Here is a 26,578-nt window from a genome sequence, read left to right as displayed (position 1 = left end):
TACAGGGCAAATACTCTTTAATTTTTGTTTATCTAATATCAAGCTGTAAACAAAAGTTCGCTACTGAAAGTAGAACCTAGAAATGAAAAACCCTGATTAAGCGAACTTAATCAGGGGCGCCGGGAAGCAAATTTTCGGGGTTGACGATTACTTGGTTGAAGACCTCCTTAATGACAATTCATTATGCAAATACCTTATCGACAGTAGGTTGCGATCCGCTTAAGCGCTCTGCTTATGTGGATAAACAATTCTGAACGCTAAGGTGTAGGTCACCGGCAAAACAATTAATGTAAGTACTGACGCAAAGCCCAGACCAAAGATGATGGTGATAGCCATTGAGCCAAAGAAAGCGTCTGACAATAATGGGATCATACCTAGCATAGTGGTGATCGCCGCCATCAATACCGGTCTAACGCGACTCACCGCCGAGTCAACCACGGCTTGATAAGCTTCTTTACCTTGAGATAACTCAAGGTTGATCTGATCCACTAATACAATGCCGTTCTTGATGATCATACCGGTCAAGCTGAGTAAGCCTAACAGCGCCATAAAGCTAAAGGGGGCATCAAATAACAGTAAGCCCGATACCACACCAATTAACGATAAAGGCACGGTGAACCAAATCACCAATGGCTGCCTGACGGAGTTAAACAGCAGCACAGTGATTAAAAACATTGCTAGATAACCCAGTGGAATAGAACTAAATACCGATTCCTGTGCCTCCATTGAGGTTTCATACTCGCCGCCCCATTCAAGCTCGTAACCAGCAGGTAGTGAGATCGCTTCAATATCGGTTTTGATCTTTCTAAATACCGAGTCAGCGGTTTCATCTGTGCCGTTAACGGGATCGGCGAGTACTGAGATCACTCGTTTACGATCGCGGCGCATAATCAAAGGATCTTCCCATTCAGTGGTAAAGTCTGAGACCACTTGGGTTACCGGTACAAAGGTATTGTTTTCACTGCTCCAGATTTGCAGTTTCCAAATACTTTCAGCATCGAGTCGCTCTTGCGCTGGTGCACGAGCAATAATCGGCAGTAGATGACTGTTCTCGCGATAGGTACCCACTTGCTGGCCACTAAAGTTCGTCAGCAGGGCATTGTCGAGATCTTGCTTGCTGATCCCGGTTTCTCTTGCCTGTGCCAGTGCCAATTGTGGGCGCACTAAAGTCACTTGGTTACGCCAGTTATGACGCACGCCTACCGCAGTTGGTTCGTCTTTTAATATGGTTTCGGCCTGGGCCGCGAGTTGGCGCAGTACTTGTGGATCTTCACCATAAAAACGCGCTTCGATTTTTGCCGCAGGGCTAGGGCCATTTTCCATATACTTAAAACGGTACTGGGCTTCTGGATACTTAAGGCTTAGCTCGCGTTCCAGTACGCGCATATATTTATTTAGCGTCTCAAGATCGGTCATTTCCAATAAGATCTGACCATAGGCCTTGTAGCCTTTTTCTGGCACATAAGACAACACAAAACGCTGGGCACCTTGGCCGATCACTGTGGTTAAGTTAACCAAACCGGTATCTTGGATCTTTTGCTGCTCAAGCAGATCGGTTTCGATACGGCTAATCAAACGTTCGGTGGCTTTAATATCTGAGCCTTCAGGCATCCACACATCGACAAAGAACATTGGTGTGTTAGAAGCAGGGAAGAACACGTTCTTCACATGGCCAAAACCCACTACCGATGAGATCAATGCGGCAATCACCAGCAGTAAAGTCACCGCCCTAAAGCGCATTGCGAGGTTTAGCGTTTGACGGTAAAGCTGGAATAACCAACCCTTGTATGGATCGTCATTTTCATCTTCAGAGATCACCCCATCTTTAAACATTAAGTTGCAGAAGAAAGGCGTAAGTGTCATGGCGGTGATCCAGCTGATAAACAGTGAGATCAACAACACTTGGAACAAGGAAATACAGAACTCACCAGTGGCATTGTCTGACAGTCCAATAGGCGCAAAGGCGATAATCGCAATAATGGTTGCGCCTAGCAGCGGCCACTGGGTTTGCGAGATCACTTGTTTGGCAGTTTCTAAGCGGCTTTGCCCGCGCTTAATGCCAATCAAAATGCCTTCGGTAACCACAATGGCGTTATCAACCAACATACCGAGTGCGATGATCAGTGCGCCCAAAGAGATGATCTGCAACTCAATGTTGAGTATGTTCATCACTACAAAGGTGCCCAAAATCGTCAGCAGCAGTACTAAGCCCATTAATAGGCCAGAACGAACACCCATAAAGATAAGTAGTACGCCAATAACGATCGCAATTGACTCGGCCAAGTTAACCAGAAAGCCATTGACCGTCTGGTCCACCATCTTACTTTGATCGTAAACCGTATCGAGTGACATGCCGATAGGCAGTTCACTGTTAAGCTCAAGCATGCGCTCATTCACGGCTTCGCCGACTTTAACTACGTTGACGCCACTTGAAAACGAGATCCCGATAGACAAGGCCTTGTTGCCATCGGCATGATAAATACTATCTGGGGTCTCTTCGGTATCTTTATAGATCTTAGCAATGTCACCTAAGTAAATTAATTTGGCGCTGCCCGGTGTGCTAATCACCAGGCGTTCCATCTGGCTGACATTATTAAACTCGCCCGTAGGGTGGATACGAATACGGTTATCACCCACCAAAATACTGCCGGCGTTAGATACTACGTTTTGGCTGTTAACCAATGAATAGATGTAGTTCTGATCTAAGCCTAACGCGTTAAGCTTTTGCTGTGAGATCTCAACCACCACTTGTTCGTTAACAATACCGGCAATAGTGACTTTCTTAATACCGTCAACCAGCACCAATTCACGGCGTAAAAAGTCGGCATAGTTTTGTAATTCACGATCGGTATAACCTTCACCGGAGACATTTAATAAAATGCCGTACACATCACCAAAGTCATCGATTACCGATGGCGTCATCACCCCTGGTGGTAGCTCTACCGCTTTATCATTTATTTTGCGGCGTACTTCGTCCCACATTTGGGGTAATTCACTGGCGTCATAGTTTTCTTTAACTTCAATTTCAATCTGCGACAGGCCTGCACTGTTTACTGAAATGATATGTTTAATACCATCAAGTTGCTGCAAGGCATCTTCGAGCGGCAGGGTCACTTCTTCTTCAACCTGCTCAGGTGACGCGCCGGGGTAGGCGGTAACCACTAAGGCTTGCTTGATAGTAAACTCAGGAAACTCCAACTGGCCTAAGCTTAGGAATGAAATGCTACCGCCAACCAGTAGCAGTAAAGCAAACATCCAGCTTATGACTTTATGGGTTATGGAATATTCAGCAAAATTCATGTGCTAATCTCTTGTAAAGCGTGCTCGAAATCGTCCCAGCTTTGATAACTGAGAAAGCTTAGATAACTAAAATTGTCGAGAACTAAAAATTGTCGATAAGTGAAAGTATCTATATTAGAGGGGGCGTTTACACGCCACGTTGCCAGCGTAGTGGCTTAACTTGTAGATCTTCAGACAGATACTGTACGCCCGCCACCACGATTTGGTCGCCTACGCTAATACCATCAACAATCTCAATGCCATCAGTGGTGACCTTACCTAAAGTCACAATATGTTGGTTCACTTTGCCAAGCTCTGTGTTGTAGGCCCAAACGACATGCTGACCGTCCAGATCGCGTTTGCTGATAGCCGCAGCTGGTAAAACAGCATTGACGCTTTTAGCGCTATGGTTAGCAATATCAACAGTGAGTTCAGCGCTCATGCCTGGCAGTACCGTCATGTTGCTAGGGCGAGGCAGAGTAAATACCACCTCATAACTCTGAGTACCTGGGGTGACTTGGGTCGCGTGCTCTTTCAATGATGCGTTAAAAGTAAGGCTCGGATTATTAGCAAAGCGCACCACAGGTTGAGTCACTGCATTAGGGTTAAATTGCGTCACGCTGCTGGTTAGCGATTCAGGTACTTGAATAACAACATCAATATTGCTGTCCTTTTGCAATACCAATACTGACTGATTAGCTTGGATCATCTGGTAGTTATCAATCGCAATCTTAGCAACAGTGCCATTGTAAGGAGCGGTAAGCTCGGTGTAACTTAGCTGATCTTGCGCGCTAGCAAGATTGGCTTTAGATGACTTTAATTGCGCCGAGGCCAAGTCATAGTCTGCTTGAGAGATAAGCTCGCGGCGCAATAGTTCGCCCTTACGCTTAAAGTCCGCTTTAGCCAGTTCATAGTCAGCTTCACGGTTAAGCAAGGTGTTACGGGCATCACGGCTATCGAGACGCGCAAGAACATCGCCTTTTTCAACCTGTTGACCTTCAACCAAGTCAAAATCGACTAAGTGGCCAGACAGTCTAAACGACAGTTCTGCTTGTTTAGTGGCGGCCACTTTAGCCGGGAAAGCACGCATTGAGCCTGCATTAACATCGGTAACCTCAAAAAGTTTTACTGGTCGAATGCTGCTAGGCACGACTTCAGTCGATTCTGCACTGCAGCCAGAAATAACGGCAGCCAAAATGAGGAGAGAAAGAGAAGTCGTTAACTTATTCATAACGCGAATTCCATTGATTGATTGATTGTGACAAAATGTAATTTAGAGGTTGGTAAAGATAACAGGGCTTATCGTTGAGTAAAATGGAATTATATGGAATCATGGGTTCCGAAAAATGAAACCGTTAAAGCTTGATTTGACATGGCGACTGTGAACAAAGTAATAGTGAAAAACGATGTGTAGTTAGCATTTAGTTTGCAACTCGATACCAATATGGCGATTGGTGCAGAGCTTTTAGCCGTGATTAACCTCGTAAGCAGAGTAGAACCTTGTTATGAAAACCGAAGATATTGCCTTATTCCACCGGATCGTTGAAACCGGCAGTTTAGTGGAGGCCGCAGATATATTAAACCTGCCTAAATCAACCTTAAGCCGCCGCTTACATGCGCTTGAAGAGGAGCTGAATGTAAAACTGTTTCATCGCCAGAGTAGGGCGATGACACTGACGGCGTCGGGCAGCCATTTCTACGATAAAACCACAGGCATGCTAGCCACGCTTGAGCAAACCTTATCTGAGCTTAATGGCCAAGATGCTGAGGTGTCTGGTCATCTGCGTATTTTGATCTTTCCGATCCCAGAGCTGATGCACATTACCCACGCTATTTTTGAGTTTATGGATCTGCATCCAGAGCTAACGGTAGAGATTATTGTCAGCACTGAACCGCAGGATATGATCCGCAATAACATCGACTTAGCGTTTATGCTTGAAGATGCCTTTAACGAAAACGAAATGGTAGCACGGCACATTATTAGTGAAACCATCCACTTTTTTGCCAGCCCTGAATACCTTGAAAAAGTCGGTAAACCTATTAGCCCAGATGAGCTACCCCAGCATAATTCAATTTTGTTTCGCTACCCTAATGGTCGCATTTTCAACGATGTGCCTTTTGGCAAAGACCGTACCTTACAGGTCAAAGGCAACTTGTGTGTGAATAGCCTCGCCACTTGCTTAGAAGCAACCTTAATGGGGCGGGGGATCTCGATGATGCCACTGCCTTTTGCTAAAGAGCACATTGAAAGTGGCGAGTTAGTGATGCTGTTTGAAGATGTCGAACCTTATGAGGGCAAGTGCTTTTTGGTGTATCCATCGAGACGCTTTATTAGCTTGGCGAGTCAACGTTTTATCGACTTTATGATGTTAGCTATGGAAGAGTGTATGCAAAATGGCAGCGGCCGCTGTGACCGCGAGATCAGACTCAGAGGTGCAATCAAGTCGATGATCTAATTTGCTCTAAAGTCGTTTTAACTTGTTTAGGCAGCTTGTTAATACAGATTAATCTGGCGTGACGATTAGCCCGAGCGGCGCCAGCAGTTGCTCTTGCTGCCACTGGTTAATCATTACTCCTTCAAGACTGACCACTCTCGGATCGAGCCCATCAAGCTCAATTCGAGTGATATTGGCTCCTTGTAACTCAAAGGTGCCCCATTGCTCTGCTGAAAACTCACCACCACTTAAATCGCTGCCTTTGAGAGAGCTAGCGGTTAAGTTGGCGCCGCGCCAACGGTTGTCGAACAGCTCGCATTCTTCAAGCAACAGACCACCTAAATCGGCATAAGCTAAGTTACAAGCCGTGATATAAGCTGAGCAAAAGTAGCTTTTAGCGGTAATGTAATTAGCAAAGCTAGCGCGGCTAAAGTCGCTGCCTTGCAAGTTGCTATCTCGCAGTTCAAGGCCATAACAGCGTGCGCCTTTAAATAGCGCCATGCTCAAGTTACAGTGCTTAAAACTAGCACTGGTGAGTGTGGTATAGCTGAAGTCACAGCCTTCATCTTCACCAGGCACAATAAATTTGCAGCGAATAAACTGGGCATCAGTTAAATCACTGTGGTTAAAGCGGCAATGGTAAAAACTGCAGTTTTCAAAGCGGGCATCTTGCAAGTCTTGATCGCTAAAATCTTCATCATTAAAGATCTGGTCAATTGCGTGCATAGTGCCGCTCCTTGGAGAAATGTTTGGCAAGGGGATTATGTTTGGCTGACAACAATGGCGGTTTTATCAGGTTCAGAGATCCGTGTTGCCAAAATATAACAAGCAATACCCATAATGGCGTTAGTGATTGGCAACGCAAGCAGTAAGCCCTTAACTCCACCAAGATATGAACCTAACGCAGCCAGTGGCAGCATGATTAAAAACAAGCGGCACACATTCAAGATGAGTGAGCTCATTGGTCTGTGATAGGCATTGAGTGACGTCGCTACTAAGATCACAATCCCCAGCGGGCCGTAGGCTGCAGGCAGCACTAGAATGTAAAAGGTCAGCCACTCAATCACTTGTGGATCGCTACTAAATAGCTCAGCCAGAGGTTTAGCTAAAAACAGCAGCGGCAAATACAATAGGGTTTGAAACACCAGTACAAACTTAAGTGACAGCATGAGTGCGCCGCGAGCACGAGCTTTTTGACCCGCACCTAAATTTTGCGCCACAAACGGCACTAAGCTCGATGATAATGCCATGACCGCAATCAACATCACCGACTCCAGTCGAGTGCCCGCACCAAAGGCCGCCACTGCGCTGTGATCAATTCGCGCCAGCATCGCCATAATAATCGCGTTAGCCAACGGGTTAAGTAGATTCATTACTGCGGCAGGCTGAGCAATATGCGCCAGTTGCTTCCAATTACACTTTAAGCGCTCAATATTAGGCTCAACAAACTCAACCAGATGACGCTTAAATATCAAAAGATGAGTCGATAAAGAGAGTGCGACCACCCAAGAGATAACGGTCGCAATAGCAGCGCCTTCAATTTCTAAGCGCGGGAATGGCCCGATACCAAAGATAAGCAGTGGGTCGAGAATAAGGTTAATCAATGCGGCCAGCATCATGATTTTAGCCGGTGATTTAGTATCGCCAGTCGCGCGTAGACCTTGGTTACCCACCATTAATAACACTAATAACGGTGCACCTAAGTACCAGATAAACATGTACTCGTGGATCAGCGGTAAGCTTGAATCGTTGGCCCCAAGTAGGCTAAATAGCGGGTCGATGCACAAGCTGCCGAGCAGGGCTATTGCCGCAATAAGCAAGAAGGTCAGCATTAAGGCGTCGTGTAAAAACACTTTGGCTTTATCAGCATGACCGCCGCCAATTAAACGCCCAAGATTGGTCGATACTCCAGCGCCAATGCCGATGGCAATGCTAGAGATAATCAGGGTCACCGGAAAGGTAAAGCTAATCGCAGCTAAGGCTTCAGTGCCTAACTGGCTGATAAAAAAAGTGTCAACGAGGCTGAACCCGAGAATGGTTAGAATACCAATCAGGTTTGGAAGGCTCATATTTAGCAGTACACGACCAATTGGCTGAGTAAGCAGCCCGTGTCTGTCTCGCATAGGGAAGTCTTGCCTCGTCTTTACTCGGAGGGCGATTCTATCAGGATTGCCGCAAATTTTATCCGCGTGAGTTAAAAAAAACGGATTTATTTTGTAAATAGGCCTTGGATCTAACGACATTAACCCCCATGTATCGAACATCAAGCGACAGTTTTGATTTTACTTAAGTGAAATCGAGTAAAGTCGTTACTAACTTTAAAAGCCTGCAGATAAGTTTAGGCATAAATACAATTGGAGCATCCATCGATGAATATTCGTCCATTACATGATCGTGTCATTGTTAAGCGTTCAGAAGTTGAATCAAAGTCAGCGGGTGGCATCGTGCTAACAGGTAGTGCTGCTGAGCAGTCTAGCCGCGGTGAAGTTCTTGCTGTAGGCAACGGACGTATTCTTGAAAACGGTACTGTACAGCCACTAGACGTTAAAGTTGGCGACATCGTTATTTTCAACGAAGGTTACGGCGTAAAGAAAGAAAAAATCGATGGTGAAGAAGTACTAATCCTGTCTGAATCAGATCTAATGGCTGTAGTGAGCTAATTCACTCCATTTAGAACATTTTCCAATACTGACGAGCGAGCCCAAACGGCAGCTCGTCAGGCATTTCAAAAGAATTTAAAGGACATAAAAAATGGCAGCTAAAGAAGTATTATTCGGCAATGACGCTCGCGTAAAAATGCTAGCAGGCGTAAACGTTCTAGCTAACGCAGTTAAAGTAACGCTAGGCCCTAAAGGTCGTAACGTAGTACTAGACAAGAGCTTCGGTGCTCCACTAATCACTAAAGATGGTGTGTCGGTAGCGAAAGAGATCGAACTAGAAGATAAGTTCGAAAACATGGGCGCACAAATGGTGAAAGAAGTTGCTTCTAAAGCCAACGATGCAGCCGGTGACGGTACTACTACAGCAACAGTTCTTGCACAAGCAATCGTAGCTGAAGGCCTAAAAGCCGTTGCTGCTGGCATGAACCCAATGGATCTTAAGCGCGGTATCGACAAAGCCGTTGTTGCTGCAGTTGCTGAACTTAAAAACCTTTCTCAAGAATGTGCTGACACTAAAGCTATTGCTCAAGTAGGTACCATCTCTGCTAACTCTGACGAGTCAATTGGTGAAATCATCGCGACTGCGATGGAGCGCGTGGGTAAAGAAGGCGTTATCACAGTTGAAGAAGGTCAAGCACTAGAAAACGAGCTAGACGTAGTTGAAGGTATGCAGTTCGACCGCGGTTACCTATCTCCATACTTCATCAACAAGCCAGAAACTGGCAGCGTTGAACTAGAAAGCCCATTCATCCTTCTAGTAGACAAGAAAGTATCAAACATCCGTGAATTGCTACCAATCCTTGAAGGTCTAGCTAAAACGGGTAAGCCACTGCTTATCGTTGCAGAAGACGTTGAAGGTGAAGCACTAGCAACACTAGTCGTGAACAACATGCGCGGTATCGTTAAAGTTGCTGCTGTTAAGGCGCCAGGCTTTGGTGACCGTCGTAAGGCAATGCTACAAGATATCGCTATCCTAACTGGCGGTACAGTTATTGCTGAAGAGATTGGTCTAGAGCTAGAAAAAGCGACCCTAGAAGATCTAGGTACTGCTAAGCGCGTTGTTATCACTAAAGATGACACGACTATCATCGACGGTACTGGTGAAGAAACTCAGATCAAAGCACGCGTTGCCCAGATTAAGATCCAAGCTGAAGAATCAACTTCAGACTACGACAAAGAGAAGCTTCAAGAGCGTATGGCTAAACTTGCTGGCGGCGTAGCCGTAATCAAGGTTGGCGCAGCGACTGAAATCGAAATGAAAGAGAAAAAGTTACGCGTAGAAGACGCACTACACGCAACTCGCGCAGCGGTTGAAGAAGGTGTGGTTGCTGGTGGTGGTGTTGCACTAGTACGCGTAGCAAGCAAAATCGGCGAAGTTGAAGTTATCAACGAAGATCAAAAGCACGGTGTTGTAATTGCACTACGTGCAATGGAAGCGCCACTACGTCAAATCGCGACTAACGCCGGTGAAGAAGGTTCAGTTGTAGCTAACAACGTTAAGAACGGCACAGGTAACTACGGTTACAACGCGGGTAACGATACATACGGCGACATGCTAGAGATGGGTATCCTAGACCCAACTAAAGTAACGCGTAGCGCACTACAGTTCGCAGCATCAGTAGCAGGTCTAATGATCACTACAGAATGTATGGTTGGCGAAGTGAAGGAAGATGCACCTGATATGGGTGGCATGGGCGGTATGGGTGGTATGGGCGGTATGGGCGGCATGATGTAAGCCAACCATCGGTCTTACAGCCTTTGTAAATCAGTGGCTTACAGATTAGTGTAGACACTGATGTAGACAGGAAGGGATGCATAGTTGGAGACAACGGCATCCCTTTTGTTTTTATAGAGATCCTTTCCAGCCATTTTCGTCCATGATCTCTGCTGAACGCATCATTGCTTCTTCTCTTTGCTCAAGAAGCCAGTCATCCATTTCTGTTATTGCTTCTTGGATTTCGAAGTGTGATTCATCATTCCACTTAATAAAGGCGTAGGGGTGAAACTTCTCTTCCTCACTGTCTCGGTGGAAATATTCTTCAATCATCAGTTCATCTCGAGCTTTTGCAGCTTCTAGTGGATCTTTGAACTTCCCGTTCAGCTTTCCATCTGGAGATATTGCTTTGTAGATGCCTTTGGTGTGATGTTCACGGCTGATAAGGCCATCGGGTTGTGTAAACCTTTCGATCTTCTGAGGTTTAGTGCAATGAATCCCTGTGAGGCCTAATACGGGTTCAGATACCTTTGCCAAGTTGTTTTGCCTAGTTGAACATGGTCGTAAATTGCCTCTAGTATTATCTAGCGGGTCAGCATTAATATGGTCAACCTCTTGGTCTTCTATTGGATTTATTATAAGCCGATGAAGGTATTGACCTGTTTGGCTTGAACGCGCGACATACTGGCCATCATTACGTTTGTGAGCATAAAATGAATGCTCACTCAGTATATCTATATCTGAGACACTGATAATGGCCTTCTTGCGCTGCCCGAGACTGACAAAAGCAACGTTCTGCCCTTCATGTGTTGATATCTGGACTCGCTTGGTGTGCTTTCCATAGCCTTTTCTTAGTATTGTCATCATTACGTTCCTTGTTACAGTTCTGGAGGGCTTGTATCTCGTGTAACACGCGATGTAACAGGCTAAATCAGCGCTACTGCTGGCAAAAGTTCTGTTTGTTACAATGTTACATATATGGCAGTAAGAATTAATACACACATATATATAGAGATAAATACGATGTCAGGGTGGGGAACCCTTAGTTGAATTCAAAAACTTCCTTGCTGCTACTGTCTTTAATTAATACTGCTTCAACCAGATAGCTAAAACTTCGTAAAAACCTTGATAGTGGCGCTTGGGATGAGATTAGATAAATTATAGCGGCATACCTTCACTTTTTGAGCATGGCTTGAACCATATAGTTAGGTTAAGTCATCTTTTCTTGCCTCAAGATCTTACCTACAGTATTGCGGTGGCAACCTATTTGATTAGCGATTGCCGAATGAGTGAGGTTTGCATCTCTCAATGCGATGATTTTCTCTCTTTTCGTTCTAGTGATTCGATTCGTTTGCATACTGACTCCTAGTTTTTGATGCTGATAACTATATTTTAAGCTGGTGGAACAGCTATGCCTCATAAAGAACACTTTAGAACAATTACAGCTACTATTTTCAATAGCTTACCTACTACCTGTTATAAGGGATGTAGAGAAGGCCTCCTGTCTTCTTACTAAAAATATAGCTAAATATAAGGTGTGACTATGAGGCATGAAGTGTTAGTTGAGGTGTTAAAGGCTGCGGCAATTGCTGCGTTATCGTCATTGGTTGAGTTTGTGCAGCGCAGAAAATAAGAGGTGTGATTATGGCTATCGTCGGTTATGCCCGTGTTAGTACGGTTGGACAAAAGTTAGATGCTCAAATTGAAGCTCTAGAAGCCTGTGACAAGATCTTTATGGAAAAGGAGTCAGGGGCAAAATCAGAGCGAAAAGAACTTGAGAGGCTCCTTGAGTTTGTCAGAGAGGGGGATACGGTTAAGGTTACGAAGCTGTGCAGGTTAGCGCGTAACACTAAGCATCTATTAGAGATTGTTGACTATTTGGACGAGAAAAAGGTTTCGCTGCAGGTGCTAAACTTGGGGATTGATACTTCATCACCGACAGGACGGTTGATGCTGACCATGATTGGCGCAGTTGCAGCGTTTGAACGAGAATTGTTGCTAGAGCGTCAGGCAGAAGGGATTGCTTTGGCTAAAACTAAGGGGAAATATAAAGGGAGAAAGCCTACAGCGATGGTTAAACATGGTCTCGTGATGCAGCTATTGGATGATGGTGTGGGGAAAAAAGAGATATCTAGAAAATTAGGAGTGAGCCTGTCTAGTATATATAGGATAAAAAACACAGTTAACAAAGTTGCCTAAAGTGATGGGTTTAAGATGCTATCAATCGTTACTACTCCTCCGTTTGGCGAGCTTTAAACACTTTATCCATTATTATGATCGTAATTAGTCCTAGCTGAATAATATTATTAATAACGGACATCATCATAGCTTTGAATGCAAAGCCTTGTCCTTGTGAGGTAAAGACAAAAAGGCTGAACCCGAACGTTAAGAACAAGCAAATGAAAGCAACTTTGAATAAAATAAAGAAAATTTCCGAGTTGCCATCTTCAACCCACCTTTTGAAGAATCGGTATTTCTGTAATGAAAACAAAAATGCAGCTATTGCAGCTAGAAAACCAAGCATTGTGAAGCTGAAGCCCGCTATTACTGTTGAAAGGGTACGAACTTCTGTAAAACCAATAGACCAATTATAGTGATTCTTAACAGCAAGGTATGCGAAACCCAATAGCACGCCAATTAATGGAGTAAACCATATGAGTTTTTTTAGTTTTGCAACCTCGGTTCTAGTCATCTTTTAACTGCTTTCTCCTGTGGCTAATGGAGCTAGTGTTGCACCATCATTGTTTGCTGCTTGAGTTACATCAATAACTGGTTGCTTTTTCTTTGCGAATTCAGCTTTATTTGCATACTTTGATAGTAATGTATCTGCTTCAATCTTCAACTTTTTATTACTAATATAGGACTTATATAGCGAAGTTAGGCTTTGGTTTTCATCATATTTTGCAGTGATCTGATCTGCTAGCTTTACCTTAGCCCTTGGGTTCAAGGAATCAGACAGGCTGTTTTCATTGTCGAGCCAATAGTCGGTTAACTGACCTTTAAGCTCATCATGTTTAGCCTTAGCACCTATACGTGTAACACCCTGAGTATTCTTGGCTTTACCCGATGGGGCAAGCTTTTTTAGCATGCTGACAAAAGTCTGCTTCAGGTTTAACCCAGTTGGTTCAATGGTTATGCGAAAATTACCGAGGTTCGCATTGGAATTTCCAGTAAGTTCTTTTGCTATAAGTTTACCGAGACTCTTATCCGCAGCAACGTCTACGTAAACACTGTTGACCATTTCCATCTTCATTAGATCTTTTTTGTCGCTGTTTGACGTCAATGCCTCTATAAAGAATTCGTAGTTATCGAGTCCAGCTTTATTGAATAGTTCGTTAAGGTAATCCCCAAAATCATCAAAACGAGGACAGCTTGTACTGCCAGCGCAAGCCATTATGTTGTCAGTAGGACTTAGGTAAACGTACGACGCATATGCAACTTTCTCATTTGCTGATAATTTCTCAGATATATCGCTGACAGTAAGGTTCTGCTCATTGATTCGCTTGATTAGGTCATCGTCACTCGTACGAACGAAATAATAAAGATGCTGTTGCCCTGAAACATGCGTGAGATACAGTTTATCATCACCACGTTTGAAGCTGCTTTTTAACTCCATATTGCTTGAAGCAATGAAAGCATCAATAATTGACTTGATATTGAATAAAAACTTTTTCTGAGTATCACACTTACGCAAGTAGTAGCCAAAGTAGCGTAACTTCATTATCAAATCCCTTGTAGGTACAGCATTTAAATTATGTAATATATTAATACTTTACAGTATCACTGGTCATAATTCTATTGCCAGAGTCTCGAAAATGACTATTACATAAAGTTTATATTTACAGTGGGGCTGCTGTTTTATTGTGTAGATAGAGCATACCCTTGTGAGAAATGAGAAACCCACCTCAAAGCATGTCTTTAGGGGGGGGTATGTAATTCTGAGAAGACTTTGTCACAGGGTAGACTCTATTTACAGTTATTAGTCTATTTCAGTTCTATTTGATGCAGAACAAGAAGCGTAGATGATTAACTGTAGATTCACCTAATTGCACGTTGTAATATCCCTAAGGCGTCTCGCAAAAGAATATTTCGGCAGTATTTTTGAAATTATTTAAGGATGAATTATGACATGTCAGCTAACCCACCGTTACAACCCTGATTTTTCTTCGCTACCTGACGACCAAAGTAAGTTTAATGGGCGCCATAAGTGTGCTGGTTGCGCATATGATGAAGGACGTCGTTTAGGTTCAGAAAAATCTCCAATGTTAAGTCTTGATTATTCGCAATTACCAGATAGTCAAGCTGGTACGGTTCGGCATAAGAGCGTTCAAGCTGCTTTCGCTAAAGGTTATTATGATGGTGTGCTAACTTCTTACTAATGAGCTTTTTCGTTACCAAATAATGCGGTCGACACACTGGTCATATGCTTCCTTTAGCTGCTGTAATTCGTAACCGCGAGAGTAGTAGGCATATGTCATTGTGTTGCCCCTTTTATGGCCAAGCATTGCGGCTGCTTTCAGTTCGCTAACCTCAGCTTGCTGCATTGCGGTTGCGAACATTACTCTAAATGAGTGGAAACACTTTGAAGGGTCGTTTTGTATGTGCTCTGATTTTAGCCGAGAAAACCATCTACTCATATCTTTGGTTTTAACTCCAAGTAGTAAAGCTTCATCTTCATGGCCAGCTATTAGTGCCTGAACTTTTACTCCTAGCTCATTAGTTAGGGGGATTGTTCTCGTTGCCGCATCGGTCTTTCCTGTTTCAATGAAGATGGCTGTTATGTCACCGTCGACAATGACATGTTTGCAACGAAGTGCACATAGCTCTGAGATTCGACAGCCCGTAAATACTCCTAATTCAACTAACAAGTGCTGATTAGGTGTATGCGTGGCTAAACTGGACTTTATCAATGCAAGTTCGTCAGTTGTGAAGGGTTGCTTCTTGTTTACAAATATGTGGGGTCAGAGTAAACTTTCTCTTTCCCCCTAAACGAGCCGCTGTCCACAACCACAGTCTTGGCAGTTCAAGGTATAGGTTTCTTGTCGTTTTTGAACTCTCGAATAAGTGGAATAAGTGGGGTCAGAGTAAACTTTCTTTTTCCCCCTAAATCACCCGCTGGCCACTACCACACTCATTGCAATTCAAGGTGTAAGTCTCTTTGCTTTTCTTAACTCTTGTATTCTTGCTGCTGCACTGTGGGCAGGCTTGTTTCATCGGCGTGTTTTTAGAGCATTGTTTGCAATGGGAATAAGTGGGGTCAGAGTAAACTTTCTCTCCTCACTCAAACCACTCGCTGTCCACAACCACAGTCTTGGCAGTTCAAGGTGTAGGTTTCTTGTCGTTTTTGAATTCTTATATTCTTGCTGCTGCACTGTGGGCAGGCTTGTTTCATCGGCGTGTTTTTAGTGCATTGTTTGCAATGTATGTAACTATCTCTAAAGCGAGTGAATTTGCCATACATTTGGGGGTAATTCTTTGATTTTTAGCAATGTTTACAACATAAGCTAACCTTAGGATCACCAGTTGCAATGTTGTCTCTCACAAGGAATGCCATCTCCATCACCGTCCATTTTTGTGCCGGGGCAGTTTTTAATATAAAACTTAGCTTCATCGCATGAGCTCATTTGGCTGCAATGGGTTTTGCCGGTTTCACATTGAAACTCTGGCTGGCTGACACTCGTTGTTGATGATTTTGGCGGTAAGTCAAAGCGCATGTTTGCAATATCGTCGTTAGCTAGCACTATGGTTTTATTGATTTGTTGGTACTTGCCGTAACCAACGACAGCCATAACGATAATTAATGGGATAGCGAGCTTAGCCAAAAAGCTGGATTTAACTGGGCGTTGATTGTGGTGTGTCGAATGATTTTTGCGTGGCTTATTGATTCGTTTAGTTGTTGATTGAATAGCTACAACTGCCACACCTTCAATACTGGCTTTGCTGGCTCTGAGTTTGCCATCGGTTTGGCGCTCGGTAACAAACAGAATTTGGTCGCCAACAATGGGCTTTCGAGCCATCTGTTTAAGTGTCGAGATATGAATAAACACATCTTGAGTATTGGCGGCCTCAGGCTTAATAAAACCGAAGCCTTTGTCTGCGTTCCAACGAACAAGGGTGCCTCTTTCCATGAGCATCTTGTGTGACTTCCTGTTTACATCAAGTTAATAGCTACCAAGATACTACCAGTTATTCTATTTGTCAGCTCTGATCATGTTCAAATTAATAGGTTAATTTTCAAGCTAATCCATTACTAAGCTTTATTTTACGCTTCACTTAGCTTTAGCTAAATGCAATATACATATCAGCCTGCCCACGACTCGTTAAAAGTTTCAATTGGCACGAATTCTATGCCTGTTGGTGAGTGGCGCATGATCTGATCGACAATATCTTTATGAAAAAACGTATGAAAGCCCCATGAGCTATCGCGAAACACCTGTCTTTTGTATAGCGGGATCTGCGCCAGTTTATCGGAGTCGATAACCAGTGTTTTCATGCCACTAATGTAGCCACGTTTAAAGCGTTTAAATATGCTTTGCTCATGACAAATTACATCGATTTCGTGGGCGAGTTGCAGCATCATGAAATCATGTTCGCCTTGATCAAGTAACTTGAGTGGGATCCAGTTACTGCCATATAGCGACTCGATTTTTAGTGAATCGAATAGATGTTGAGATAACGCGAATTCTGGCTCAAGCAGAATATCGGCAATTGCATACTCTTGTTCTGGTTTATGGGTGGCGATAACTGGCACTGGTGCACTTGGGCTGGTAAATGGAGTGCGCAGCATTTCCTCTTCAAACTCTTCTGCTACTGCATAGATTGGCGTCGGCTGGTTCTCTCTTATAAAAAAATAGTCACTCATGTTGTTGCCTTTAACCTCCAAAATCCGAATAGCCTTCAGCTGGGATAAACTCCACGCCAGTTAACTTGAGCTTAGTTAGTTGCTCGACCACTGATTTGTGGAAAAACACCTGTTTGTACCAAGCTGGATCAATAAATATCAGTCGTTGTGCTAATTCGACTTCTGCCAATGCTTTAGGGTCAATGCGTAACTGGCGGATACCGCTCATCATCTCATCGCCATCGTCGTCCTTTCGGTAGCGCTTTATATTACTATTTACTCTATCTATCGCTTTGATTTGATTGGTAACTTGCAGCATGACAAACTCATGATGGCCGTTATGGACTAAATCAATATCTACCCAGTTAGTGCCTGCGATAGCTTGCAGGTCGATCGTGTTAAAAATGCTTTTTCGTATTGAAAATGCAGGCATCTCAAATACGTCGGGTACAGGTAAACCCTCTTCTGAATCATATTGGATGACTAAAGGTACTGGTGCGGTGGGATAAGTAAACGAGTAGCCTGGTACGGTATCGATGTGCTCATCAGGAAAAACATAACAGGCAATGCCGACGTTCTCTCTAGCAAAGAAGTATTCGCTCAAGGTTAACTCCATGTTTTAAATATTTAAGCGGTTATGGATCTTTGGAAGAATATCTTACTACGGCTAATAAGCTCACTCTAAATAAATCTCTCAACTCTGCTGTTTGAGGTGGTTTGGCAGCTAATGCAAAAAATCCCTACTTATTGCTAAGTAGGGATTTTTGTTTGCGCTGTAACTGACTTAGTTTAAGCGCTTTAACTCATTTAGTTTGAGTTACTTAGCTTTAGCCGCACAGTTGAACTCACCGTTGTAGTCAAAGTTAAAGTGGAACTTTGTAAAGCCTTCAGTTCCAGCTTTAGTTTCTTCTTCTTGAGTCGTAGAAAGACCAGTGATGCCACTATCAACACAGCGGAATGCTTCATCAAGCGTTGCTGATGCAAACCAAACGCTATCTGTGTTTGGCGCTACAAGCTGGAACACTTCAGCATTCGGGAATGCCAATGATGCTTCACCTTCGTTCTCTGCTAGCGAGTCTTCTAGGTAGTATTGTACTAATTCGCGGTTGTTAAATGCGGCTTCTTCTTTAACAAGCACGGCTTTATCAACACCAGGCATTTTCACATTAGATGCGCGGTAGTTGTTAGTAATAACATAGATTTCTGCGTCATTAGCAATTTCAACGCCGTTATAAGTTAGGCTGTCGATCTGCTTATTTTCAGTCTCTGTGTATTCAAAACCATTAATGTCGATGTACTTTGACTCATTCTCAACGTTCACAGTGTACTTAAGTAAGCCTTCACCAGCTTGGTTGAAACCACCAAAGAATACATCGAAGTTGTAACCAGGGAATGATTCATTTAGGAAGCGCTCACCAGCCGCTAAAGGTAGGCTGTTGTATGCATTTGAGTTAACCCACTCAATCCAGTTCTTCATATCTGAACCAGTCATCTTCAATACTGCTGGTGTATTGTTATCAAATACATAGATATCAGCAACAGAAGCGTTAGTTAGCTCGCCTTCTTGGATGTTGGTAAAGTCTTGTGGACCGTTACGGCCAGACTTGAATGGTGCTGAAACTGACAAGAAGATTGCGTCGTCAGCAGCATCTTTAAATTCACCGGCTTCTTTCCACTTCATTAACTGGTGCAGTTGCGCTTCGTTAACCACCTGAATAGATAAATCAGGTACTACTTGTGGGAAGAAACTGTTCATGTTCACATCGATTGCTGCAATAGTTGTAGACATGTAATCAATCGTGCCTTGATGCTCATCTGCAACTAAGTCTTCGATGATTGGGTCTGAGCTATTTGGCACTAATGAACGTAGCTCTGAAGTTGACTGAGTATGGTCAACACTCCAGCTTTCGCCGTTATCTTTAGTTGTTAGGGTTAAGTCAATAACACCTAGCTTAGCGCCCCAGAAACCAGGCATAACAGCTGGTACACCATTAATTAGACCCAGTTCTGCATCAACACCTTCGATTTCGCCGTACTCACCCGTAGTATTTGGGAATTCACGGTGATCGTGACCAAACATGATGGCATCGATGTCATCAACATAAGCAAGGTGCAATGTTGCGTTCTCTGCAAACTCATTATCGTTGTCATTTAGACCTGAGTGAGGAATAGCAACAATAATGTCAGCGCCTTCTGCTTTCATCTTCGGAACATAATGTTCAGCAGTTTTCTTGATGTCAGACACCATCACATTACATTTTAGTAATGATGCATCCCAGCCCATAATATTTGGTGGGGTAAAGCCGATTACACCGACTTTAACTAAGTAAGACTCACCTGTGCTGCTCTTAAATTCACGATCTAAGATCACGTATGGCTGATATTGATGTTCAGCTGTCTCATAGAACTCTTCAGTAATGCGAACTTCACACTCTTCAGCGGCGTTGCTTACTTTTTCTAGTGAGTTATCAAATTTCCAAACGTTAGCGCTTACGTATGGGAACTTAGAGCCTTTAAGAGACTCTTCTAGGTAATCTAAACCGTAGTTAAACTCATGGTTACCTAAGTTAGCCGCGTCGTACTGCAATTCGTTCATTGCTTTATAAACAGGGTGAGTATTGTCTTTAACGTGGTCAGTACCCAGTGACGCCATATAGTCGCCCATTGGGCTGCCTTGGATTAAGTCACCGTTATCAAACAGCATGCTGTTTTGGACTTCGTCACGTGTTGCAGCGATAACCAAAGAGGTACGTGCTAAGCCCCATTCAGGTAACTTAGTTTCGTTTACTTCTTGGCTAACAAAGTAGTTGTATGGCATTACGTTGGTGTGGATATCAGTGGTTTCCATCAGGCGAACGCTGATGGTGCTATCGTTCACGTTGTTATTGTCGTCATCTGAACTGTTACAACCCACTAATGCTGCTGCAATGCTTGAAACAAGCAGAAGCTTTTTAGTACTTAATTTCATGTTCACTCCAAAAACTATTATATTATTTTTAATTAAACTAATAACCACCACTCAATAATTGTTTTATGAATTATAAAATGGGGTAGAAACATCAACCGATAACACTAAATTCGGAGTGAAATTAAATAAAAAATGTGGCTAAGTAAAGTAAATAATAGAGTTGTTAAATCAAGATCTTATAATTAATAAGAACAAGTGTTCATCCTGGTTCTTAAATTGAGTAATAAAATTAAAAATGTAAAAAATAGAACAATACAGTAAATAATAAAACGCGCTATTTAGGTATTTAAATCAGTGTTTGATTGATTACAAATTGATTCGTTTTTCGCTGTGCAGTTGCGCTGTTGTTTGAAATTTGTTGGTTGCAGACTATTGGTGTACAAATTATTGTTCAAATATAATCCTTAAAATAAAACAGTGGATTTTAACTGGCATTTAAGCTTTTTATAAACAACACTCTAGCTTGTAACGATATTTTGGCTTTGGTGAGGAGAGACTCTTTGGTCCGATTAACAAATTTAGCCAGTCATTTTTTTGTGCGACTTTGCTTAGTGAGAAAATAATCATTTTCTCTGTCGATGTGTAATGATCAAAAAAGAACAGCTTTGATTAATATCTAAAATTTTATTGATATTTTATACCTAAAAAAAATTTGCACTAAAAAGGGTTAAAACACTAAAAGTTAATGTGATTAAAACAAATAAAATAAAAATAAATCATCTGTAACTGCTAGTGATACATTGTTTGTAATAAATCAATTTAATCAGTAGCTTAACCTTTGGTGTTGTTGCTTTCATCTTGTTTTCGATATTCTGAATTTCTTCGCTTTGGTCATATTTTATAATCGCTATGCTTTGGCAGATTAAATGCTTGAAATTACTTTTAAATTGAAATGATTCACTAGTTTCTAATATAGACTGCAACTTTCCTGTTAATTGCGTTGATTTTATTCCTACTTTCGTATGTGTTAAAATATCGCCCCTTTTACAGCCTCAACCTTTACAAAGTCGTTATAAGTCTTTGCAATAGCCGAGGAAAATTCACCGAATCAGCTTAAAATTAGTCGCTCTAAACTGACTTATTTAATGGCTGACGATGACAAAAGCGAATATTTAATGTCGAATTTGACACAATCTGTTGAGCGTAAATCAACTGATGAAAATTACCTTGCGGCGCATCCGCCAGAGCGAAGTAATACCTCAACCACTAACGCCTTTGCCAGTCCTGTACTCTGGTTAAGTGGCGGTTTTCTCGTTCTCTTTGTACTGCTTGCTGTTTTCGATACTTCCGCTTTATCCAACGTTATTCAGGTTGGATTCTCTAAAGTGACCCTATGGTTTGGCCCTTTTTGGCAGGTTTTGCTGCTGGCTAACTTTATTATTGGTCTCTACTTAGCCTTTGCCAGAACGGGTGACGTTATCTTGGGTAACCTTAAAGCACCGGAAATGGATACCTTTAAATGGTTGGCTATCATTCTCTGTACCTTATTAGCAGGTGGTGGCGTATTTTGGGCCGCTGCTGAACCGATTGCTCACTTTGTTTCTTCGCCACCATTTTATGGTGAAGCCGAAGGTCGCCGCTTGGCAATTAATGCATTATCGCAGTCATTCCTGCATTGGGGCTTTTTAGCTTGGGCGATACTCGGTACCTTAGCTGCTATCGTATTGATGCACTTACACTATGACAAAGGCTTGCCATTACAGCCACGCACTTTGTTATATCCTGTGTTTGGCGATAAAGCACTAACTGGCTGGATTGGTACCTTAACGGATACTTTTTGTATTATTGCTGTTGCCGCCGGTACCATTGGGCCTATTGGCTTCCTTGGTCTGCAGATTAGCTACGCGCTCAATGCTTTATTTGGTGTGCAAGATACCTTGATGACCCAGAGTTTAGTGGTGCTGTTTGCTATTGCTATGTATACCTTGTCGGCACTAAGTGGTTTGAGTCGCGGCATTCAGTTGGTGAGCCGTTACAACATTATTTTAGCGGCAGCGTTAATTATCTTTATTCTACTGTTTGGCCCAACAAGTTTTATTGTTGATGGCTATTTGCAGGGGATGGCGAGAATGGTGAATAACTTTGTGCCTATGTCGTTATACCGTGGCGATGCTGACTGGTTAAGTTGGTGGACAGTATTCTTCTGGGGCTGGTTCCTCGGTTATGGCCCGATGATGGCTATCTTCATTGCGCGTATTTCGCGTGGCCGTAGCATTCGTCAATTGATCTTGTCGATTTCAATCATTGCTCCGTTGATCACCTGCTTCTGGTTTAGTGTTGTTGGTGGTTCTGGCCTTGCGTTTGAACTTGCTAACCCTGGTGTTATGGCTAATGCATTTGAAGGCTTTAACTTACCAGGCGTATTGCTAGCGATTACTTCACAGCTGCCAATGCCGACACTGATTGCGATACTGTTTTTGATCTTAACCACCACCTTTATTGTCACTACGGGTGATTCGATGACCTATACCATTAGTGTGGTGGTGTCGGGGTCTACTGAGCCGAGTGGTGCGATGCGTGCGTTTTGGGGGGTATTAATGGGCTTAGTTGCTATCGCGTTGATAGCAATGGGGTCTGGTGGTATTTCAGCTTTGCAGTCGTTTATTGTGATCACCGCTGTGCCAGTATCATTTGTGTTGCTGCCGTCACTTTGGCAAGCGCCGAAAATCGCTAAGGCGATGGCTGATAAACAGTTTGGTAAAGCTTCGCTGCAACAGGTTAAGCAACAAAAAGATAGTTTATAAATAGCATAGCCCTATCGGCTCTCTATTTAGCTTGTATTTAAGCCTCGTTACTGCAAAGTCGCGGGGCTTTTTATTGTCTACGGTTATTAAATGCTTGGCTGTATTTGAACAGGCAACACTTGCAGCCATCTTGCGTGGCTTTTTAAGTGCGCGAGTAGAGCTAATTAAGCTGCTAGGGCCGAGATGTAACAGTTTGCACGGTTTACATCTCTTCGGTGACAGTGCACATGCCGGTAAATGCCGGCTGGTCGGCAACTTGTACAGTAGCAAGTAACTCGTGATCAGCTAGTGGGTATTGGGTGTAAGCAATGTAAGTCGGGGTTTCACTAATATCTTGGCCATCAACGCCGTCGATTCTGTAAATGTTTCCCATTACTGGCGATCTATAGCTACCGTCGATGCTGACGATTGACTGATTAGAGCGCAAAATTTCGATGTTCTTCATAATGACATCGTCACTGCCTTTGACCTTACAAATAAGATCGCTAGCTTGTGCCGCGCCGCCTAGTGCTGCGATGCTGATGGTTGAGCTGATTAATAGTTTACTCATTGTATTCATTCAATCTTGCCTCATTAGTTTGTTCATTGTCTGCACTCACACTTTTTGGGAATCGATATTGCTAAGTTGAGCGCCTAGATTGTTTTGGTTAATAACTGCATTTAAAATACTTCTTTAGGCAGGGTAACTAATATGAGCGCCCTATGGCAATAATAGTTCCCACTTATGTGCTGTCAATTTGGCTTGTTCACGAGCAAAGTTAAAAAATGAGACTTGAGTGCGTTTTTTGTCAGTAAACAAAGAGGGTCAATGAGCATTCGCTATTTATTATGAGTTGTTTTGCCTTGCCATTATCGGTTGTGTCGAACATTCAGTTGAGTTTCTTTGTTGCGAAATGAATTGAGTTTTTTTATTTGTTGGTTTTTGAATAGGTTAGAAGGTGCTACTATTTTCAGCGCTCAAAATGAGTAGAGCATGGATGTAAAGGGACTGGATCACTATGGCTGTAATTTCAAATATCAAATCAATGGTAATCAATCCGGATGCGCATATTCAGGTATTACACTTGCCTGACTCTGAGCATTTAATTTGGGTTATTGATGACTTTATTGCAGATTTTGAATCTTTAGTTGATTACAGCAATACCAAAGCTTATTTCAATCCGCAGGGCTCTGACGGCACGCTGTTTCCTGGTGTTCGTGATGAAATGCCCGATAGCTATTATCAAACCTTATCTGCTTTGATTGAGCTATTAGGATTACTGCCTCAAGGCAAATGCTTTAAGCATCACAGGATTGCTAAATGCTGGTTATCTAAAGTGACTTTAGCCCCTGAAGACTTATCGCCAAAGCAAAAGATGCCGCATTTTGATTCGTTGGCAGACCACTCTATGGCGGCGGTTCACTACCTTAATGGTGAGCGCTTAGGTGGCACTAGCTTTTATCGCTATAAGCATGCCGAAAAGTTAGCCCTCTCATTTGATGATAAAGAGATGATTTTAGATATGGTTGATAAGGTGGAGCAATCGGCGACTTCACGTTCGGGTTATATCAATGATAGTGATGAACTGTTTGAAAAGGTTTTTTCAGTTGAAGCAAAACCGAACCGAGTAGTGATCTACTCTGGCAATATCCTTCATAGCGCCAACATTACCTCTCAAGTTGATTTTGATAAAAACTCGTGCAATAGCCGTACTTCTGTTAATTCATTTTTTAGTGTGCAATAGCATAGTTCTTGGTTATTGCTGGCTTTAATTGAGGTTAGCAATATAGACATTAGGCTAGTGTTTTTGGTTATCTTATAAAAACGCTATACGTTATTAGCTGAGTATATTTATGCGTACATTGTTACCTATTTTTATTCCCATTATCACTTTATTAGGCTGCAGTAGCCAACTACTTGAGAATGAGGTTTCCTCTCAGATATTTGACCCATGGTGTGACTATGCGGTGGCTGGGCAAGCCGACAATGTGACTCAAGATTGTATCGACAATGCTAACCAGGGCGACGAGGATGCAGCCACTAATTTGGCTTACTTGTACGCCAAAGGCATGCTGGTTGAGCAAGATATTCACCGTGCCATGGATTTGTACCGAGTCGCGGCTGAAAAAGGTATGCCGGAAGCGCAATACTCATTAGCTGAGATGTATCGCAGCGGCAAAGTGGGTAAAGCTAAGCCGAAATTAGCTCGCTATTGGTACCAACAGTTGGCGAGTCAGCCTATTGATATGCAATTCTCAAGGTATCAAGTTGATGCGCAGTTTATGTTGGGGCTGATGTATTTCGAGGGGCAAGGTGGTGCTGTGGACTTGAACAGCGCTGAGCATTGGTTAAAGCAAAGCAGTGATAACGGCCACAAAGAGGCACCTTACATATTAGGTCAGCTCTATTTAGAGCAGTACCATAATCCACAGCAAGCCCTTGATTGGTACAAAGTGAGTGCCGATCGCAAGTTTGCTCCAGCAATGCATCAAATCGGCATGATCTATGTGAATGGACAGCTTGGTGAAGTTGAGGTTGTAAAAGCTGACTTTTGGCTTCAACAAGCGGCAGCACTTGGTTTGGCTGAAGCCCAAGTTGATCTAGCAACCCTTGAATATAATCATCGAGATGACGAAGCTGATTTGATCAAAATCTATATTTGGCTCGCCGCAGCTAAACATCAGGGTAATGAGATCGCTGTGAAGCGACTCCAAATGATTAGCCAAAAACTCAGTCAACCACAGCTAAACCAAGCGCAAGCGTTAAGTTTGCATTGTATTCAAAGCCTGTTTCAACAGTGCCAAGCTGCTACTTTGTTACCATAGCGGCCAATTTTAACTTTTAAATTTTAATCTAGGCCTCAGGTTCGCTAAGTAGTATGGGGCGATTTGCTATCTATTTTTGTTATTTAAGAGGGTATGACACCTTGGATACACATAATTCAAACTCATCTCGCCGTAAGCCGTTGATTGCTCTTGGAGTCGTGGCAGCTATTGTGGCGTTATTCGCAGCTTTAGTGATGGTAATGCCTAAAGGTTTTAAGGCGACTCATGAAGAGATTGGTACGGGTAAGCCCGCGATTGTTTTTGTCTATGATAATGGCTTAGCTATGAGTAATAGCCAGACTGAGCAGATGAATGAAGCGCGCGATTATCTTGGTGATGCAGTCCATTTTCTTATTGCCACAACGGGCACGCCAGAGGGTGATAAGCTGATCCGCCAACATCGTGCAGATTCTGCTGAGCTATTGTTGTTTGATGCGTCAGGTACATTGACTAAAAGACAATATGGCTTAAAAACAGCGGGTGAGTTAGTGATGTGGGTTGGTCAGTAAGTAATCACTAGCCAAAAAGCTAATCATTGAAAACCATCCACTTAGAGTCTACTTTCGGCTGTTAGTGGATGGTTCACTTGTTTTACATCTAAGGCATCTAAGTGCTTATTAGCCGTAAATGCAAAGGTAAGCGGTTTGAGTCGCTACTTTTACTTGAAACTTTGCATCGCCGATAACGTTAAACTGTTCACCTGCGTTAAAGGTTTGCCACTCAGTTTGGCCTGGTAATAGTACCGTAAGTGCGCCAGAGATCACTTGCATCACTTCTGGTGCTGCTGTACCAAACTCATAATCACCTGCTTCCATTACGCCTACTGATGCTGGTTTGTCTGCACCCTCAAAAGAAATAGACTTAACCTGACCTTCAAAATATTCATTAACAGATAACATTATAATTCCTCGTGATAAGAGTGTTGAGCATGGCAAAACAGACTTAGTTTAGGGCTCATGAATCAACGCCGCGATATTATCACTAAACAATAAAATACGCTGGCTCTATTCATCTCAATAGTCGTGATTAATTGCACAAAAAAGACGTTATCTAGAGCGTTATAACCTTAGTCTTATTCTACAAATATAAAGATATAAATAATTAAAAAATGGCTGTGGATAAGGGGAAGGTA

At 42.9% G+C, this 26,578-nt stretch carries 24 protein-coding genes; 9 read left to right on the top strand and 15 right to left on the bottom strand.

The window, feature by feature from the left end; translation table 11 throughout:
* Window positions 1–219 precede the first annotated feature (219 nt).
* Window positions 220–3,300 carry an efflux RND transporter permease subunit gene (locus AB4298_RS13935; protein WP_371987182.1) on the bottom strand — a complete coding sequence of 1,027 codons (3,081 nt, stop codon included), beginning with the start codon at window positions 3,298–3,300 and terminating at the stop codon, window positions 220–222.
* 127 nt (window positions 3,301–3,427) lie between these two features.
* A complete protein-coding gene (locus AB4298_RS13930) occupies window positions 3,428–4,510 on the bottom strand; it encodes an efflux RND transporter periplasmic adaptor subunit (protein ID WP_371987180.1) in 1,083 nt (360 codons plus the stop codon).
* A 274-nt stretch (window positions 4,511–4,784) separates the two neighbouring features.
* Between AB4298_RS13930 and AB4298_RS13925 the strand changes: the two genes are divergently transcribed.
* Window positions 4,785–5,735, top strand: coding sequence for a LysR family transcriptional regulator (locus tag AB4298_RS13925; RefSeq protein WP_371987179.1), 951 nt, complete (start codon window positions 4,785–4,787; stop codon window positions 5,733–5,735).
* Between the two features lie 48 nt (window positions 5,736–5,783).
* Here the strand turns inward: AB4298_RS13925 and AB4298_RS13920 are convergent, their stop codons facing one another.
* Both AB4298_RS13920 and AB4298_RS13915 read right to left on the bottom strand, forming a co-directional pair.
* Window positions 5,784–6,440 (bottom strand): Qnr family pentapeptide repeat protein, encoded by a 657-nt coding sequence (locus tag AB4298_RS13920; RefSeq protein WP_248999079.1) that lies wholly within the window; start codon window positions 6,438–6,440, stop codon window positions 5,784–5,786.
* A 35-nt stretch (window positions 6,441–6,475) separates the two neighbouring features.
* On the bottom strand, window positions 6,476–7,837 hold the full coding sequence (locus AB4298_RS13915; protein WP_371987202.1) for an MATE family efflux transporter: 1,362 nt from the start codon (window positions 7,835–7,837) through the stop codon (window positions 6,476–6,478).
* Between the two features lie 246 nt (window positions 7,838–8,083).
* Here AB4298_RS13915 and AB4298_RS13910 point away from each other — a divergent pair, with 246 nt between their 5' ends.
* Together AB4298_RS13910 and groL are read left to right on the top strand one after the other, a co-directional pair.
* Window positions 8,084–8,374, top strand: coding sequence for a co-chaperone GroES (locus AB4298_RS13910; protein WP_220782516.1), 291 nt, complete (start codon window positions 8,084–8,086; stop codon window positions 8,372–8,374).
* A 91-nt stretch (window positions 8,375–8,465) separates the two neighbouring features.
* The gene (gene groL, locus AB4298_RS13905; RefSeq protein WP_371987177.1) at window positions 8,466–10,109 is read left to right on the top strand and encodes a chaperonin GroEL; all 1,644 of its coding nucleotides are present in this window, start codon (window positions 8,466–8,468) and stop codon (window positions 10,107–10,109) included.
* 111 nt (window positions 10,110–10,220) lie between these two features.
* Here groL and AB4298_RS13900 read toward each other — a convergent pair whose 3' ends face one another.
* The gene (locus AB4298_RS13900) at window positions 10,221–10,955 is read right to left on the bottom strand and encodes an HNH endonuclease family protein (protein ID WP_371987176.1); all 735 of its coding nucleotides are present in this window, start codon (window positions 10,953–10,955) and stop codon (window positions 10,221–10,223) included.
* Window positions 10,956–11,298: 343 nt separating this feature from the next.
* Window positions 11,299–11,445 (bottom strand): hypothetical protein, encoded by a 147-nt coding sequence (locus tag AB4298_RS13895; RefSeq protein ID WP_371987174.1) that lies wholly within the window; start codon window positions 11,443–11,445, stop codon window positions 11,299–11,301.
* Window positions 11,446–11,732: 287 nt separating this feature from the next.
* On the opposite strand from AB4298_RS13895, the gene AB4298_RS13890 reads away from it, so the two are divergent.
* On the top strand, window positions 11,733–12,287 hold the full coding sequence (locus AB4298_RS13890) for a recombinase family protein (RefSeq protein WP_371987172.1): 555 nt from the start codon (window positions 11,733–11,735) through the stop codon (window positions 12,285–12,287).
* Between the two features lie 31 nt (window positions 12,288–12,318).
* Here AB4298_RS13890 and AB4298_RS13885 read toward each other — a convergent pair whose 3' ends face one another.
* Both AB4298_RS13885 and AB4298_RS13880 read right to left on the bottom strand, forming a co-directional pair.
* Window positions 12,319–12,780, bottom strand: coding sequence for a hypothetical protein (locus tag AB4298_RS13885; protein WP_371987171.1), 462 nt, complete (start codon window positions 12,778–12,780; stop codon window positions 12,319–12,321).
* A gap of 3 nt (window positions 12,781–12,783) precedes the next feature.
* Window positions 12,784–13,809: a RexA family antiphage protein gene (locus tag AB4298_RS13880; protein WP_371987169.1), complete on the bottom strand. Its 1,026-nt coding sequence runs from the start codon at window positions 13,807–13,809 to the stop codon at window positions 12,784–12,786.
* A gap of 403 nt (window positions 13,810–14,212) precedes the next feature.
* Here AB4298_RS13880 and AB4298_RS13875 point away from each other — a divergent pair, with 403 nt between their 5' ends.
* Window positions 14,213–14,467 (top strand): hypothetical protein, encoded by a 255-nt coding sequence (locus tag AB4298_RS13875; RefSeq protein ID WP_371987167.1) that lies wholly within the window; start codon window positions 14,213–14,215, stop codon window positions 14,465–14,467.
* A 12-nt stretch (window positions 14,468–14,479) separates the two neighbouring features.
* Here AB4298_RS13875 and AB4298_RS13870 read toward each other — a convergent pair whose 3' ends face one another.
* The 5 genes from AB4298_RS13870 to AB4298_RS13850 all read right to left on the bottom strand — a co-directional run bounded on the left by AB4298_RS13870 (window position 14,480) and on the right by AB4298_RS13850 (window position 19,897).
* On the bottom strand, window positions 14,480–14,998 hold the full coding sequence (locus tag AB4298_RS13870; RefSeq protein WP_371987166.1) for a tyrosine-type recombinase/integrase: 519 nt from the start codon (window positions 14,996–14,998) through the stop codon (window positions 14,480–14,482).
* A 606-nt stretch (window positions 14,999–15,604) separates the two neighbouring features.
* Window positions 15,605–16,222 (bottom strand): excalibur calcium-binding domain-containing protein, encoded by a 618-nt coding sequence (locus AB4298_RS13865; RefSeq protein WP_220782523.1) that lies wholly within the window; start codon window positions 16,220–16,222, stop codon window positions 15,605–15,607.
* Between the two features lie 167 nt (window positions 16,223–16,389).
* Window positions 16,390–16,950 carry a hypothetical protein gene (locus AB4298_RS13860; protein WP_371987165.1) on the bottom strand — a complete coding sequence of 187 codons (561 nt, stop codon included), beginning with the start codon at window positions 16,948–16,950 and terminating at the stop codon, window positions 16,390–16,392.
* A gap of 10 nt (window positions 16,951–16,960) precedes the next feature.
* Complete coding sequence (locus AB4298_RS13855; RefSeq protein ID WP_371987164.1) at window positions 16,961–17,533, bottom strand: imm11 family protein; 573 nt, start codon at window positions 17,531–17,533, stop codon at window positions 16,961–16,963.
* 213 nt (window positions 17,534–17,746) lie between these two features.
* Window positions 17,747–19,897, bottom strand: a complete 2,151-nt coding sequence (locus AB4298_RS13850) for a bifunctional 2',3'-cyclic-nucleotide 2'-phosphodiesterase/3'-nucleotidase (protein WP_371987162.1) — start codon at window positions 19,895–19,897, stop codon at window positions 17,747–17,749.
* A 1,115-nt stretch (window positions 19,898–21,012) separates the two neighbouring features.
* On the opposite strand from AB4298_RS13850, the gene AB4298_RS13845 reads away from it, so the two are divergent.
* On the top strand, window positions 21,013–22,641 hold the full coding sequence (locus AB4298_RS13845) for a BCCT family transporter (protein ID WP_248999088.1): 1,629 nt from the start codon (window positions 21,013–21,015) through the stop codon (window positions 22,639–22,641).
* Window positions 22,642–22,843: 202 nt separating this feature from the next.
* Here the strand turns inward: AB4298_RS13845 and AB4298_RS13840 are convergent, their stop codons facing one another.
* A complete protein-coding gene (locus AB4298_RS13840) occupies window positions 22,844–23,191 on the bottom strand; it encodes a hypothetical protein (protein ID WP_248999089.1) in 348 nt (115 codons plus the stop codon).
* A gap of 448 nt (window positions 23,192–23,639) precedes the next feature.
* Between AB4298_RS13840 and AB4298_RS13835 the strand changes: the two genes are divergently transcribed.
* The 3 genes from AB4298_RS13835 to AB4298_RS13825 all read left to right on the top strand — a co-directional run bounded on the left by AB4298_RS13835 (window position 23,640) and on the right by AB4298_RS13825 (window position 25,955).
* Window positions 23,640–24,365 (top strand): DUF6445 family protein, encoded by a 726-nt coding sequence (locus AB4298_RS13835; protein ID WP_371987160.1) that lies wholly within the window; start codon window positions 23,640–23,642, stop codon window positions 24,363–24,365.
* A 109-nt stretch (window positions 24,366–24,474) separates the two neighbouring features.
* The gene (locus AB4298_RS13830) at window positions 24,475–25,446 is read left to right on the top strand and encodes a tetratricopeptide repeat protein (protein ID WP_371987159.1); all 972 of its coding nucleotides are present in this window, start codon (window positions 24,475–24,477) and stop codon (window positions 25,444–25,446) included.
* A gap of 101 nt (window positions 25,447–25,547) precedes the next feature.
* The gene (locus tag AB4298_RS13825; protein WP_371987158.1) at window positions 25,548–25,955 is read left to right on the top strand and encodes a hypothetical protein; all 408 of its coding nucleotides are present in this window, start codon (window positions 25,548–25,550) and stop codon (window positions 25,953–25,955) included.
* Between the two features lie 108 nt (window positions 25,956–26,063).
* On the opposite strand, the gene ppnP is transcribed toward AB4298_RS13825, so the two are convergent.
* A complete protein-coding gene (ppnP, locus tag AB4298_RS13820) occupies window positions 26,064–26,345 on the bottom strand; it encodes a pyrimidine/purine nucleoside phosphorylase (RefSeq protein ID WP_371987157.1) in 282 nt (93 codons plus the stop codon).
* Window positions 26,346–26,578: the final 233 nt, after the last annotated feature.

Source organism: Shewanella sp. 10N.261.52.F9 (assembly GCF_041471165.1).
Lineage (GTDB): Bacteria > Pseudomonadota > Gammaproteobacteria > Enterobacterales > Shewanellaceae > Shewanella > Shewanella marinintestina.
The sequence above is the reverse complement of the archived record's forward strand: the minus strand, read 5'-3'. Positions and strand labels throughout refer to the sequence as shown.